This is a genomic window from Methanobrevibacter sp., assembly GCF_017406825.1.
In the GTDB taxonomy this organism is placed as follows: domain Archaea; phylum Methanobacteriota; class Methanobacteria; order Methanobacteriales; family Methanobacteriaceae; genus Methanocatella.
Genome location: NZ_JAFQXT010000027.1, coordinates 20,429 through 34,193 on the forward strand (window position 1 = coordinate 20,429; position 13,765 = coordinate 34,193).

Annotated in this window: 21 protein-coding genes and 1 tRNA gene; 16 read left to right on the plus strand and 6 right to left on the minus strand. The window is 36.7% G+C overall.

Features of this window, described 5'->3' with window-relative positions; translation table 11 throughout:
- Positions 1-12: 12 nt before the first annotated feature.
- The 9 genes from hypB to IJF99_RS04595 all read left to right on the plus strand — a co-directional run bounded on the left by hypB (position 13) and on the right by IJF99_RS04595 (position 5,617).
- Positions 13-666, plus strand: coding sequence for a hydrogenase nickel incorporation protein HypB (hypB, locus tag IJF99_RS04555; protein ID WP_292792527.1), 654 nt, complete (start codon positions 13-15; stop codon positions 664-666).
- 24 nt (positions 667-690) lie between these two features.
- Entirely contained in the window at positions 691-1,722 is a 1,032-nt protein-coding gene (locus IJF99_RS04560) for a DUF354 domain-containing protein (RefSeq protein WP_292792529.1), read from the plus strand.
- A 53-nt stretch (positions 1,723-1,775) separates the two neighbouring features.
- Positions 1,776-1,848, plus strand: a tRNA-Ala gene (locus IJF99_RS04565).
- Between the two features lie 39 nt (positions 1,849-1,887).
- Positions 1,888-2,970 carry a hypothetical protein gene (locus tag IJF99_RS04570; protein WP_292792531.1) on the plus strand — a complete coding sequence of 361 codons (1,083 nt, stop codon included), beginning with the start codon at positions 1,888-1,890 and terminating at the stop codon, positions 2,968-2,970.
- Positions 2,971-2,983: 13 nt separating this feature from the next.
- The gene (locus IJF99_RS04575; RefSeq protein ID WP_292792532.1) at positions 2,984-3,442 is read left to right on the plus strand and encodes a DUF1890 domain-containing protein; all 459 of its coding nucleotides are present in this window, start codon (positions 2,984-2,986) and stop codon (positions 3,440-3,442) included.
- Position 3,443: 1 nt separating this feature from the next.
- Positions 3,444-3,758: a DUF1894 domain-containing protein gene (locus IJF99_RS04580; RefSeq protein WP_292792534.1), complete on the plus strand. Its 315-nt coding sequence runs from the start codon at positions 3,444-3,446 to the stop codon at positions 3,756-3,758.
- On the plus strand, positions 3,755-4,699 hold the full coding sequence (locus IJF99_RS04585; RefSeq protein WP_292792536.1) for a methionine synthase: 945 nt from the start codon (positions 3,755-3,757) through the stop codon (positions 4,697-4,699). The genes IJF99_RS04580 and IJF99_RS04585 overlap by 4 nt, the downstream gene beginning before the upstream one ends.
- A 5-nt stretch (positions 4,700-4,704) precedes the next feature.
- Positions 4,705-5,256, plus strand: a complete 552-nt coding sequence (locus IJF99_RS04590) for a zinc ribbon domain-containing protein (protein WP_292792537.1) — start codon at positions 4,705-4,707, stop codon at positions 5,254-5,256.
- 187 nt (positions 5,257-5,443) lie between these two features.
- A complete protein-coding gene (locus IJF99_RS04595) occupies positions 5,444-5,617 on the plus strand; it encodes a hypothetical protein (RefSeq protein WP_292792539.1) in 174 nt (57 codons plus the stop codon).
- A 65-nt stretch (positions 5,618-5,682) separates the two neighbouring features.
- Here IJF99_RS04595 and cobM read toward each other — a convergent pair whose 3' ends face one another.
- On the minus strand, positions 5,683-6,435 hold the full coding sequence (cobM, locus tag IJF99_RS04600) for a precorrin-4 C(11)-methyltransferase (protein WP_292792540.1): 753 nt from the start codon (positions 6,433-6,435) through the stop codon (positions 5,683-5,685).
- Positions 6,436-6,532: 97 nt separating this feature from the next.
- On the opposite strand from cobM, the gene IJF99_RS04605 reads away from it, so the two are divergent.
- From IJF99_RS04605 to IJF99_RS04620, 4 genes are read left to right on the plus strand one after another with little or no spacing between them, the layout of a single operon-like run.
- On the plus strand, positions 6,533-6,925 hold the full coding sequence (locus IJF99_RS04605; RefSeq protein ID WP_292792542.1) for a hypothetical protein: 393 nt from the start codon (positions 6,533-6,535) through the stop codon (positions 6,923-6,925).
- Positions 6,922-7,419 carry a class III signal peptide-containing protein gene (locus IJF99_RS04610; protein ID WP_292792544.1) on the plus strand — a complete coding sequence of 166 codons (498 nt, stop codon included), beginning with the start codon at positions 6,922-6,924 and terminating at the stop codon, positions 7,417-7,419. Before IJF99_RS04605 ends, IJF99_RS04610 begins: the two co-directional genes overlap by 4 nt.
- Before the next feature lie 15 nt (positions 7,420-7,434).
- Positions 7,435-7,815, plus strand: coding sequence for a carboxymuconolactone decarboxylase family protein (locus IJF99_RS04615; protein WP_292792546.1), 381 nt, complete (start codon positions 7,435-7,437; stop codon positions 7,813-7,815).
- 4 nt (positions 7,816-7,819) lie between these two features.
- Positions 7,820-8,068, plus strand: a complete 249-nt coding sequence (locus IJF99_RS04620; protein ID WP_292792548.1) for a hypothetical protein — start codon at positions 7,820-7,822, stop codon at positions 8,066-8,068.
- 6 nt (positions 8,069-8,074) lie between these two features.
- On the opposite strand, the gene IJF99_RS04625 is transcribed toward IJF99_RS04620, so the two are convergent.
- Genes IJF99_RS04625 through mtxX form a run of 3 tightly spaced genes read right to left on the minus strand, consistent with a single transcriptional unit; the run spans position 8,075 to position 10,327 of the window.
- Positions 8,075-8,836 carry a TatD family hydrolase gene (locus IJF99_RS04625; protein WP_292792550.1) on the minus strand — a complete coding sequence of 254 codons (762 nt, stop codon included), beginning with the start codon at positions 8,834-8,836 and terminating at the stop codon, positions 8,075-8,077.
- Between the two features lie 3 nt (positions 8,837-8,839).
- Entirely contained in the window at positions 8,840-9,604 is a 765-nt protein-coding gene (uppS, locus tag IJF99_RS04630; RefSeq protein WP_292792552.1) for a polyprenyl diphosphate synthase, read from the minus strand.
- Positions 9,605-9,613: 9 nt separating this feature from the next.
- Positions 9,614-10,327, minus strand: a complete 714-nt coding sequence (gene mtxX / locus IJF99_RS04635) for a methanogenesis marker protein Mmp4/MtxX (RefSeq protein ID WP_292792554.1) — start codon at positions 10,325-10,327, stop codon at positions 9,614-9,616.
- 113 nt (positions 10,328-10,440) lie between these two features.
- On the opposite strand from mtxX, the gene IJF99_RS04640 reads away from it, so the two are divergent.
- From IJF99_RS04640 to IJF99_RS04650, 3 genes are read left to right on the plus strand one after another with little or no spacing between them, the layout of a single operon-like run.
- Positions 10,441-11,634, plus strand: a complete 1,194-nt coding sequence (locus IJF99_RS04640; protein WP_292792556.1) for a hypothetical protein — start codon at positions 10,441-10,443, stop codon at positions 11,632-11,634.
- Positions 11,635-11,656: 22 nt separating this feature from the next.
- Positions 11,657-11,950, plus strand: a complete 294-nt coding sequence (locus IJF99_RS04645; RefSeq protein WP_292792558.1) for a hypothetical protein — start codon at positions 11,657-11,659, stop codon at positions 11,948-11,950.
- Complete coding sequence (locus IJF99_RS04650; protein WP_292792560.1) at positions 11,947-12,237, plus strand: hypothetical protein; 291 nt, start codon at positions 11,947-11,949, stop codon at positions 12,235-12,237. Before IJF99_RS04645 ends, IJF99_RS04650 begins: the two co-directional genes overlap by 4 nt.
- Positions 12,238-12,264: 27 nt before the next feature.
- Here IJF99_RS04650 and IJF99_RS04655 read toward each other — a convergent pair whose 3' ends face one another.
- Both IJF99_RS04655 and IJF99_RS04660 read right to left on the minus strand, forming a co-directional pair.
- Entirely contained in the window at positions 12,265-12,627 is a 363-nt protein-coding gene (locus tag IJF99_RS04655; protein WP_292792562.1) for a hypothetical protein, read from the minus strand.
- A 38-nt stretch (positions 12,628-12,665) separates the two neighbouring features.
- Entirely contained in the window at positions 12,666-13,757 is a 1,092-nt protein-coding gene (locus IJF99_RS04660) for a cation diffusion facilitator family transporter (RefSeq protein ID WP_292792564.1), read from the minus strand.
- Positions 13,758-13,765: the final 8 nt, after the last annotated feature.

A 13,765-nucleotide genomic window follows, 5' to 3' on the forward strand; every position in this document is an offset into this window, starting at 1 on the left:
TGAGGTGAAAATATGCACCAGGTAGCTGATGTTGAAGTAGCAAAAAATATTATGGATGCAAATAAAAAATTAGCAGATAAAAACTTAAAAAATTTAGAAGAAAAAGACATATTCTGTGTTGATTTTGTAGGAGCAATTGGTTCTGGTAAAACAACACTCGTAGAAGAAATAATAGATAATACTGATTATAAAATCGGCGTTTTAGCCGGAGATGTAATTTCAAAATTTGATGCAGGACGTATAGAAAAGCATAATGTTCCTGTTGTAGGTTTAAATACTGGTAAAGAATGCCACCTGGATGCTCATTTGGTAGGTCACGGCCTTGAAGACTTGCCGTTAGATGACTTGGACATGGTCATCATCGAAAATGTGGGCAACCTAATCTGTCCGGTTGACTTTGAGTTAGGTTCTCATTTAAGAATCGTTGTTGTGAGCGTCACTGAAGGTGATGACACTGTAGAAAAACATCCAATCATCTTCCAAACATCAGATGTGGTTGTCATCAACAAGGTGGATCTTGCCGATGCCGTCGGAGCCGACGCCGATAAGATGGTTGCCGATGCTCAAAAATTAAATCCTAATGTTAAAGTTATCAAATCCAGTCTTAAACAAGGCTGCGGTTTAGATGAAATTATTGAAGTCATTGAAGAAGCAATGAACAGTTAATCATTATTATAATCCGGTGGTAACATGAAAGTATGGATAGACATTTCAAACGCTCCTCACGTAAGATTTTTTAAGGATGTTATAAAATATCTGGAAGCCGAAGGCGAGGATGTAATTGTTACAGCAAGACAGTTTGGAGATATTCATAAGTTACTTGAAATGTATGAAATAGACTTCATTTCAGTCGGCAAGCATGGAGTCAGTTTATATGACAAGCTTAGGGAAAGTACCCAAAGGGTATTCAATCTTGTGGACATCATACATGGCGAAAATGTTGACGTTGCCCTTAGCAAGCATTCTATAGAGCTTCCGAGAATATCATTCGGTTTAGGAATTCCTAGCTTATATGTCCTGGATAATGAACATGCCCTTGCGGCAAATAAGCTGACACTTCCTTTATGTGACAGGATTATCACCCCGGACATAATTGATTTTTGGAAGCTGATGAAATTTGGAGCTGACCCAAATACAATCATTCCATACGATGGTACTTCCGAATTGATGCATTTTAAAAGCTTTAAATACAATGATAATGTTTTCAATGATTTAAACTTAGATTTGACTCATCCTAAAACCATTCTAATGAGGCCTGAACCTTCATTGGCATCATATCTGAATGCGGATTGCAGAAAATCAGTTTTATCTCCGATAGTTGATGAGTTAAAGAATGTCGCCAACATCTTAATCCTGCCTAGATTCAAGGAACAGGAGAACATATTTGAAGGCATTGAAAATGTCCATATACTGAAACCTCCTGTTGATACATCAAGCATTATCAAAAAATCAGACCTGGTTATTGGTGCTGGCGGAACAATGAATAGGGAAGCTGCAATCTTGCAGACTCCTGTTATTTCCTGTTATCCTGGAGAAACATTGTCTGTCGATCAGTATTATATCAATAAGGGATTGATGTATCGGTCCCATGATAGTGATGATGTCATTAATAAGGCACTTGAGTTCATTGTCAACCCTCATGAAAAAATCGATGTGAAAACTGATGATTTATTCCAGATTATTATAGATAACTTATATGATTTGGCACGTAACGGCAAATAGTTATTTATAGTAAAACTTTCATAACTTTATATGATATTCATATTTTTTTATATGGGCTGGTAGCTCAGATGGTAGATCGTCGCCTTGGCATGGCGGAGGCCCCGGGTTCAAATCCCGGTCAGTCCATTTTAAATTTTTATTAATAAACGAAACTGTGATTAGAATATGTTGTTAATCGCTCAAAACCATTTACAATTGATTGTTGAAATAGCAATAATGCTATTTGTCACATGGATATTTGTTTTAAACTTGATTCCGTTGTCACTTAGTGTTGTAACCTTTCTGTCCCTATTCATATTGGGAGGGTTTACAGTACTTTTCGGTGCGGATATTGCACTTTTGATAATATCTTCGAGTCAGGCAGAATTTACCCATCCATTTGGTCCGATTGCGCTTTTGGGAGCGGTCACCGCTCTTGCATCGCTGAAGGTGATGAAGGAATCGGGAGTGGATATTAGGCCACTTAGAAGATTTGTAATCCTGTTCATTGCAGGCATTACCGTGTTTGGAGGATTAATGCACAGGTCCTTTTTAATCTTATGGGTTTTAGGATTATTCTTCGGTTATCTGATAATTTCCAAATCCTTTAGGGAAAAATCCGTATTCACATTCAAAAGGATTTTATCATTCCTGGGAATATTGGCAGTAGGTTTCATACTTCTGGAAGTTGTTGCAAGGATAACAGGCATGACAATCTTTTCACCAATGTTAAGGTTAGGAAGGATTGAACAGTACTCCCTATCAAGTATTAAAACGGTATTGCATAACATTCAGTTAATAGGCCATAGCGCAGACGCATCATATTGGGGAGCGGAAGGAACGGCTTTCGCTGAAGGTTATATTACAATGCCTATGCAGTTGGTCTTATTCTTCGGATTACCTTTCCCAATGTTTTTCGGTATATTGGTCAACCAAAAGGATACAATCGATTATCTGCTTCCAGGTATATTTGGTTATGGATTCGACTTTGGAATATTAGGTTTAGTCGGTTTAGTGGTATTTGTGCTTGGAACCATACTAATTGGTTTTAAAGTATTGAAGATGTACCGTGAAAAAAGAGAGAAAAACAATAAAAAGTTCCTTGGTAAAGAAGTATTATTGACCGGTGCATTAGCGGCATTCTCCACACAGGCATTAATAGGCATGTTTGTATTTAACAGAACCATCAATGGTATGGCGTTATTAACATTTTTATTCTTGGGCACATTAATTTTAGCAAATGTCGTTACATTAAAAACAAGATCATAATAGAGGTATTTATATGAAGGCTTTAGTTTTACTTGGATGTCCTGAGACTCCATCTCAAACTCCAATGGCAGTTTATGTATTCAATAAGTTAACAAACTTAGGTTATGATGTAACAATAGCTGCAAACCCTGCAGCATCCAAATTAGTGAAAATATCCGACCCTGAAGGATTCTATAATCTCAATCTTGTGGATTTGGAAAGAACCTTGGGCGAAATTCAGCAGGGGGATTATGATTTATTGGTCGGTTTTGTACATAAGGATGCGGCGGCATCATTTTTCGTAACATTCGAACAAATTTTGCAATGCAAATCACTTGCACTGGTATTTTCCAGGGATGCCGATGAAGTGGCGGAATTTGTCACAATGATTGAAGAAAGCGGAAGCAATGCAATAATTGCAGCGGTCAGAGCTTTCCATAATCCTTCACCGATTAAAGTTAAATTCGACAGAGCAATAAAGGAGTTTGAATAGAATGTCTTTTTGTTTAGATACTTACCTTCAACAATCTGATAATTATGAGATACATGCTTCAAAAGCCGGTTTCAAAGACTGTGCGATGATTATAAGATTCAAGGCAGATGATTTGGTTTACATCAAACCTGGTGATGAAGTATTAGGTGTTCGCGTAATCGGAATACCTCCCATACCAATAGGCTTCGACAACGAAAAAGGAACAGTCTTTTTACCTTATACAAAGCCATGTCACGGAACTTCAGTGGTGGAACTTCCAATCACTGAAGAGGAAGTCGAAAAAATCAGAAAGTTAGATACCGGTAATAAAAAATGAAATCCACAGTAGTTGGAAGCTATCCAGTGGAACTTAAAGAGCTATCTTCCTCAAAAGACAAGCTTCTGAAATTCCTAGGAGCTCATGATACATATAAAGACGCCATCAAAAGCAGCGTCATCGCTCAGCTTGATGCAGGAGTCGATATAATCTCTGACGGTCAAGTTAGGGGAGACATGGTTTCTATTTTTACAGAATATATTCCCGGAATGAGGATTGAAGACGGAAACACCTTCATTGTTTCCAAAATCAGGAATCCCACTAAAGAAATCTCAGTAAAGGACTTGCAATATGCAAAAAAAGTCATGAGTGATTATTATGGCGGCAAGATTCCTGAAGGAAAAGGAGTTAAGGGAATAATCACAGGTCCAAATACCATTGTCCATTCTTCCAGAATTCAGGCTTTCTATAAAAACAAGGAAGATGCCATTATCGACTTGGCGCATAGTCTAAAGCATGAAGTCGATGCAATTGCAAAAAAGGCGGAACCTTCCTATATTCAGATAGATGAGCCGTTTTTATCCACAGGAATGGTTGATATGAAAACTGCCCGTGAAGCCATTGACATTCTGCGCGACGGTTTGGATGTTCCGTTGGCAATGCATGTTTGCGGAATTCTATCTCAGGCGTTTAAGGATATTTCCAGATTCAATGTTGACATTCTTGATTTTGAATTTGCCGGCAACAATGTTAATATTGGGGTTTTGGAAAAAAATGCAGATTTGATAGCCAATAAGAAAATCGGATTCGGCTGCATTGATTCATCTGTAAATACGCTAGATGATGCAAAGGATGTAGAAGAATTGGTCAAAAAAGCTATTGAAATAGTTGGAAAGGATAATCTAATTTTGGATCCTGATTGCGGTTTGAGAAGGGCCCCTAAAGATATAGCATTCGGTAAACTAAAACTGTTGAATGAAATCAAGGACAAATACAGTTGATTCCTATGGCGGAATATTGCAGTAAATGTGGCGAAAAGTTAAAGGAAGATGCAGTATTTTGCGGCAATTGCGGCGAGAGGGTTCCGGGCAAAAATAGGAAACTATCAAATAATCATATTATTTTAATCGTTGTTATTCTTGTCATTTTAGCTATTTTTTTATCGTACACTTTTCTTTTTAATCAGACTCAGGTTGTAAAGGTTGATGATGTGCAATTTGAACTGCCTGCAGATTACATCAATGAACCGTTAAGAACCGATGTAAACTATGATGCAAATGTAAAATCAAGTGCAATGGGATGGAGCAACGACAGGTATTATATAGAAATTGGAGTTACGCAAACCCCTGGTTCAGGTTTCAATAGCGAAGAGGTGGCTGCAAGTCTCGGCGGAACTCCAACAAAGATGTTTGGATATTCAGGTTATTATCTTGAATATGAAAATGAGGGCTATGCATTCATATTTGGCCTAAGAGATGAGGTATGCATGATCTATGTATCGGATTATGACGCATTTGATGATGTTAAGGTAATCGGTCAGGATATTTCGCAACGTTAGACTAGCATTCATATTTACAGTCCTTTTCATGTTTTGATTAAATATCTCTTTTTTTTTAAACTAAAAATAGAAAATTAGTTCGATAATGGCATGCAAGTGAGTGCTTACATGCGGAAATGTTTATATATGGACTGATATAAACTATAGAATAGATTTAGTTAATAAATGAACTAAAGGAAGTGAAAGGATGAATATCATTGAATCTGTTAAAAAAATCGCGACCGTTTTGGATGCTCCTCAAGTTGAACCGTACACAATCGAAAAGTTCAATAAGAAAACTGGCGAAATAGAAAAAATCCATATAATCCCAGTTTCTGCCGGTGGGGTTTCATACAATTCATACCCATCATATTTATATTAATAATCTTCTTTTACAAAGCATTGAGTTAAAAAGTAGAAATTTTGGGAAATTATTCTATTTCCCATTTAACGATATTCATGTTTAAAGTTTTTGTCATATAGCTTGGATGCATTAAAGTCACCAGGGTCTAACACATCTCCCACTACAATCATTGCAGTCTTTGTTATATTGGCATCTTTAACTTTTTGTGCAATATCCGCAAGGGTTCCTCTAATTATTTGCTGGTCTGGCCAAGTGGCTTTTTTGACAACTGCAATTGGAGTGGTCTCTTCATAACCTACAAGCAATTCATCAACCACCTTGTCAATCATACCAATCCCTAAAAAAATGCACATGGTCGCATGATGCTTTGAAAAACTGGCAATGCTTTCACCATCAGGCTTTGGAGTTCTGCCTTCAGGACGGGTTATAATAACACTTTGTGAAATCTCCGGTAAAGTTAATTCCGCTTCCAAAACACTGGCGGTTCCAAATAATGAGCTGACACCTGGAATAATCTCATAGTCAATGTCATGTTTTTTCAATTCACGAATCTGTTCGGCAATGGCTCCATAGATTGAAGGGTCTCCTGTGTGTACGCGGGCAACCAATTTGCCTTCACTAACCGCTTCAGTGATTATTGCATCGGTTTCTTCTAGATTTAGGTATGCGCTATTGTGAATTTCACAGTCTTCTTTTGCAGGGCATAATACATTTTTATTTACCAGTGAGCCCGCATATATTATTACATCAGCTTTTTCAATAACATTTCTTCCTTTGACAGTGATTAAATCAGGATCTCCAGGTCCCGCACCGACAAAAATTACTTTACCTTTCATAATGTTATTTTTACATAAAATATTATTTAATGATTTTGCATCAAAATTTATCTTTATTCAGAGCAAATTTTATTAATTTCTAAAATAATTTAAAAATATGGATAATAAAGGCTTTATTTCAATAGAATATTTATTTTCATTATTCATTGTTATAATTATTGCTTGCGGAATGTTATTTTATGCATCCTCAGCAATTTCATCAGATTTCAGTATTGAAAATAGCTTAACCCATAGGCTGATTCTTGATGATGTGGCAAATCAGATTGCTCAGGTAAACTCCAATGGCGTCGGCTATTCCAAGTATCTTGAACTTCCGGGCGACAGAGGATATTTTGAAATAACAGTTGATAAAAATAAGCTGACAATCGAATACGATGACAAAAAAGGCGAAACACTGATTCCCCTAACCCATATGAACTCAAAATATAGGCTAATTAGCGGCAGAAGCTATATTATTACAAAAACATCAGACGGGATTGTGATAACATGATGGACAATAAGGCCCAGATTTCAGCGGAATTTCTGTTTTTATTCGGCATATTGATACTGATTGTCATGTTGTCGATAATCTTTATTGCAGAGGAGCAGGAGCTGAACATTGCAATGGCAGCCGCCCGCAGCGGAGCGGTTGAAGGCGTTTCAACATCATCTGCCGCAATCTATCCGGCAGACACATATAGAGATTATTCCAATTCAAAGACAAGTTTGCTGTATCCATATTCGGTTGAAATAATAAACGTATCATATACTGAACTTGGACATGATGTCAGCTATGACAAGAAGAAAATACAATTCAGGGTCTATGCCAGAACTTCGGCTAGGTTTGATAATGAGGAACTGATTTCCATAGGGGATAGGATAAATTATAACTTAAGAAAATCTCTGGCAATCAGTTTCAACTCCACTGATTCGACAAATAAATTATACAATCCGGTCTTTTCTTCCCATTATGTTTACACAACCGCTAATGTTAAATGGGTTTAGCGATAATCATTAATTATGACTAGATATGAAAAAGGCAAAGAAACTTTAGAGAATATTCAGGAAAGGTCAGTTGAAGAAATATTCAAAGACCTGGAGGACATTGCGCCTGACCTGTCAAGATTCGTCATTGAATTTCCATATTCCGAAATCTACACACGTGAAGAACTTGATTTGAAAACCCGTGAGATATGCACTGTTGCGGCACTGACAGTTTTGGGAACCGTTGCCCAGCTCAAAGACCACATCAACGCTGCCTTGAATGTCGGAAATTCACCAAGAGAAATCGTTGAGATAATTATGCAGATGAGTGCCTATTGCGGTTTTCCAAAATCAATCAATGCAATGGTGGCTGCAAAAGAGGTATTTGCACAAAGGGAACTGCTTCCTCTGGAATGAGAATATGAGAATCGACGGGATTAACATTTCAGATACTGGCGGTGACAGGGTATGCTTGAACTGCAAGCATTGGCAAACGGATGTTCAACTGAAAGGCCCTGCCAATGGTGTCATTTGCCGTTTAACCAAAGAACATACAAATCCTACTGACACATGTAGCCAGTTTTCACCTAACAGCACCTTTGACAGCCTGCAGGATCCAAACAAGTATCATGACAAAAAGCATAAACTCAATGTCTTTAAAAGATTCTAAAATTAATCAGATTTTGAAGATTTTTCGAGCGTTTTTGGTGGTTATCTCATCAACGGCACTTATATTCATATCCTTTATCTCAGCAATTTTTGCAACGGCTTTTGCAACATTTGCAGGTTCATTTCTTTCTTCCTTTGTCATTGCTAAGTAGGGACTGTCCGTTTCAGTTAAAACATAATCCAAATCTATCTTTTCAATCAAATCCTGGTGGTGTTGGGAATAGCAGAGCATTGTTGAAAAGCTCATTACGCAATTGTCCATATTCATGATTTTTTTAGCGGTTTTCAGGCTTCCGCCATAGCAGTGGAAAACAAAATATGGAATATCTTCATATTCGGGGATTATATTGACAGCCTTTTTCTCGCAATCTCTCACATGCATCACTATAGGAACCTTATATTCATTGGCAAGTTCCAAAAATCCTTTAAAAATTTCCTGCTGTCTTTCACGCAATGCCTTGTCGGTTACATAAAAATAGTCCATTCCGACTTCGCCGACAGCAACAATGTAATCCAAATATTTTTTAATATTCTCATGGGCAATTCGGATATCCTCTTCGGTGGCATTCTGCGAACTCACAGGATGAAAACCAAATGTCGGATAAATAAAACCTTTATAATCCTTTGAAAGTTGCAATACTTCCATATTGCTGTCATTGCTGTATCCGGAAACGATTACATTGTCTAATCTGTCCTGAGCTCGTTTGATGACATCCTCACGGTCATCATCGAAATCCTTAAAATCAATATGGCAATGGGTATCTATCATGGTCTATACTCCAAACCTACGATCTCTTGCTTGATATGACCTGATTGCTCTTATAAAATCAACTTTCCTAAGTTCCGGCCATAATGTTTCACAGAAATACAATTCAGAGTAGGAGGATTGCCAAAGCAGGAATCCGCTTAAACGTTCTTCGCCGCTGGTACGGATAATCAGGTTAGGGTCATCCAACCCTCCTGTGTAGAGGTTTTTACTTACTAATTCCTCATCAACGTCATCAATTGTGATTTTGCCTGCCTGCACATCAGCAATTATTTTTTTGAATGAATCGATAATCTCCAAACGTCCGTCATATCCGATTGCTATATTGAATAATCTTTTATCGTAATGCGCTGTTGCATCTTCAGCTTCTCTTATTGCGTCGCGCACACTTTCCGGAATTAATTCAGTTCTGCCCACCACTTTCACTTTCACTTCGTTTTTGTGTATTTTTTCGTGGTCAACTAATCTTTTGAAGTTTTTAACGAACAGTTTCATTAATCCCTCAACTTCGTGTTGCGGTCTGTTGAAGTTTTCTGTTGAAAAGGCATATACGGTAATGATTTCGATTCCAAGCTCAATACTCCAATCGAGAACCTTTTCCAATGTGTCAACGCCTATCTCATGGCCTTTGACAACGTCCATGTTTCCCTGAAGTCTTGAGTATCTTCTGTTCCCGTCCATTATTATAGCGACATGTTTCGGCATTTTCTCTGGTTTCAAGTCACGAGTAATGTACCATTCATAAAGTCTATAAAGTATATTTTCTCCCATTCTTATCACTTATTCTGATAATTGGTTAGCTAATATTAAACTGCGGACATAACCATCTATGCTTTGGTCTCGGCTTGTGTCGATGTATACTCTATCGATTCCAAATGTAACGGCACCATAACTTGGCCAGGAGCTAAGTAAAACAAGTGTTCTGAAAATGATATTCCCCACCCTGCCGTTAGGTGCAATGATAATGTTGGATTTGCTGTTGATGGCTTTTTCTATTAGAATAAAGTAATTTGTAACTTCTTCGGAAGTGTTTTCTTCGATGAGTTTTGTTAATTTTTTGCTGTCTATGATGGAGTTTGAAACTTCGCTTCCCCGTCCGAAGTCATCCTCCCTTCCTTCAGCAAGAATTGCAATTTTAGGTTTTTTACCAACTTTTTTGAGAAAATCAATACAGTTCTGGGTAATTTCAAATCTTTCCTCTATGTCTTTTCCCTCATCAATTCCGACAGGAGATAACAGGAATTCATAGTCGTCTCCATTAACGTAGGTCGCTCTTGATAGATTGGGATAGTATTCTTTAAGTTCCTGCATGATATTTGATGCCGGAAGTGATCCACGAACTACTGCATCGACTTTATCATCTAAAACTGCTTTTACTAAGTCTTCATCTTTATATATTAGTTTTATGTCCGTATTTGGGTGTTTTTCTTTGAAAATATGGCATGCCTGAATAATATTTTCATTTTCACCAACACCAATAGCTATTGTTTTCATTAATTTATGTATATTATCTTTTTATAAATTAAAGTTTTCTAATTTTTGGGGTTATGTGAAAAATTTTTAAATAATTAAAATGAAAGTATTATTAACTTGTGGGGATTTTGCACATGACAAGTATAAAAGAATTATCAAAATACAGCAGAGTAGACAGGGAAAAATCCTTAATGATTGATGAAGTCTTAAAGGAATATGAAGAGCCAATGCTTGAAGAAAAGCTATTGCTAAAAGAGCTGCATGAAGATATATCATTCTCTTTTAAATTATCAAAAGTAGAATGTGATGATATATATGCTTCCAGTTCTGATAGCCTTCCATCAAAATACTGTCCGAAATGCGGTCGTGAATTTCCGGAAGGTGAAAATGTCTGTTTCGATTGTCTGGTTCATTTAAAGGAAATCTCAGATAAAGTGGATGTCAGCGAAATTAAATCAGCTCCCAAATTCATATTTAATGGAGAAAATGATTTTGAAGACTTCAATAGATTATTAAATAAGGAAAATCTCGTGAAAATCAATGAATTCGATTTCTCTATCGATGATTTTTCAGATATTGTGAAGGATATCAAGTCCCAGGCATTCAGAAATTTTGATGACCTTGTTAAAGCAAACGAGATAGATTTTGATTCACTTGACATTCTTGATAAGGTTATTCTATTTACAAAATCATTTGTCAAAGTCGAGTATAAATCATTTGGCGGGCAATTGGGTTATTTTGAAACAGGCACAATATTCATCGATGACAGACAAACCAAATCTCTTCAAATCACCACTCTGATTCATGAACTGTCCCATTTCTTAATTCAGGAAATTCTGATTCATATCCTATGCACAATATTGGATGCTTCCAGAAATTCCTTCATGGAAGTGTTGTCCTCGTTCATTTTATCATATGCACCATTCACTCAACTTATTGACGAGTATTCCGCCCATAATGTTGAGGGAAGATTCACTGTTTTTGGTTTTCAGGACTACTCATCATATAAACAGATTGAGCAAAGTCTGAATGGTGAAATGTCATTTGAGGAAATCGAAATAATAAAATCCATCGGAAACACATTCGCAATCAACATTAAGGAAATATTGGAGGCATTGATCGACAGGGATTTACGTGAGGAAATCAAAGAACAATTTTTAAGTGATGTTCTGGATAGGCCTAACTACAATGCCTTGAAAATGGAAAACTGCCAAATCCTAAACGATGAAGGATTCATCAAGGCTATCTGGCTGATTTTAAATGACGGATGTGAAGTTGCAAGCTCCAATATCGAGAAGTTGGACGAGCTCAAAGAAATATTTACATAACTTGAAGACATATACTATATGTATGAATATTGAAGAAAGAATTTTGAAATTAAATCAGGAACACGCTAACGAAACCATCGACATCAATGAGGTACTTTTAACAATCGTAACCAAATTCCAACTCTTCGAACCTTGCAGTTACTTGTCAGAGGATGAGGAATGGGTGGATGTGGTTATAGTGTCACTGGAGTCAAATGAGATGTCACAGCCATTATGCATCAAAAAAAGCGAAATAACCAGTTTCGGAATTTTTAAACGCGAAGAGATTGAAGTCGAATTCGTCACTCAAAAGGGATCTGAGGATTTATACCAATGAATGAAATTTTTTTGGATGATGATTTTGATGTTGAAAATACATCAAATCACATCAATCATATAATGTCAAAGTGGTCAATTCAGTTTCTGGACATCAACGGTCCCAATTGGGTAATCTATGATTATGATATGGAAGTGAAATACGTCTTTTTCTTCCACGTTGACTTTGAAGACATTGAAACAAGAATAAAACTGGAAGATTTGAAACTGAATGTCATACATCACATTGAATCCCTAAAGGATGAAACAAATTATAGGGATAATCTTATCAATGCAGTATTTCTCTAAAAAAAATAAAAAAAGAAAGAATTAAAATTATTTAATTCTTGTATTGTAATATCTTACGCCATCAGTGTCGTAAGTGTACCATCTGTTAAATTCATCATCGTAACCTTCACCGATTACAGTTACATATGAGTCGCTTTGAGGATTGTATACCCTGTAGGTCTGATTGGTTGTATTGGTGTCATTTCCAGTGGAATTATCGTCTACAGCAGTGTCATTAGTAACATTTCCATCTTTATCAATCATAATAACTGTATTATTTTGTGTTTTGTTTTCGATGGTGATATTTTCAACAGCATCATCATTGCCATTTGAAGCGATGTATGCACCAAGTGCTATAAGTATGATTACTAAAACGGCAATTGCAATTAAAATAATTTTATTTTTATCCATTTTTATCACCTTGGTTATATTTTAGACTAAACTACTATTTAATCGCTTACATCATAATCGTCAATCATATAGTATTCAAATTCCGGATATTTCTGTTTAATCTCATTTAATATTTTGTTTTTCACCTGTTCCCTATCTGCATCAAAGTCGACGATAATGTCGAAAGTGACAAGTTTTTGAGCTTCATAAACAATGAATCCATGTATCTCAAGCACTTCATCATATTTTGAAGCTATTTCATATAAATCGTTGCGGATAGCGTTGTATTTATCATTTCTTGCATAGATTCCAACTGTTAAAATTATGGAGAACTCTTCAAAAATCTTTTGAGAAATCTGACGGGTCAGTTTATGGATTTCAAGAGCGGTCAAGGTGTCATCAACTTCAACATGCACGGACCCTTGCATGTCTTCAGGCCCGTAATTGTGAAGGCTCAAGTCATATGCCCCGTAAATTCCCGGAATTTCACATATTGCATCTTTGATTTTGCGGGAAAGCTCTGAGTCGACCCTTGCACCGATCATGCTGTCAAGAGTCTCTTTAAGCATATCAATACTTGCCTTGATGATAACGATTGATATGATTACTCCCAATATTCCCTCAAGGGAGATATGGAAAAATATGGAGATTATTGCCGCAACCAATGTTGACAGTGATAGGATTGCATCGAAAAATGCATCGCTACCTGATGCAACAAGAGCCTGTGAATTGATATCCTCACCAACACGTTTAACGTATTGTCCCAAAACAAATTTGACAACTACCGCAACGGCAACGATGACAAGTGACACTGTAGTGTAATTTGTTACATCGGGATTGAATATCTTAGGCCATGATTCCATAAGTGCGGTTATACCTGCCCACAATACGATGGCTGCAATAATCACTGATGAGAAATATTCAATACGGCCATAACCATAAGGATGGTCCTTATCAGGTGCTTTTCCGGCCAATTTTGTTCCAATAATTGTAATGATGGATGATAAAGCATCAGTCAGGTTGTTGACTGCATCCAATGTAATCGCAATAGAATTTGTTACAATTCCAACCACTGCTTTGAAAGCAACAAGTATGAGATTGACAACAATGCCCACTATACTAGTTTTTACAATCTTTTCCTGTCGTGACATAATAATTA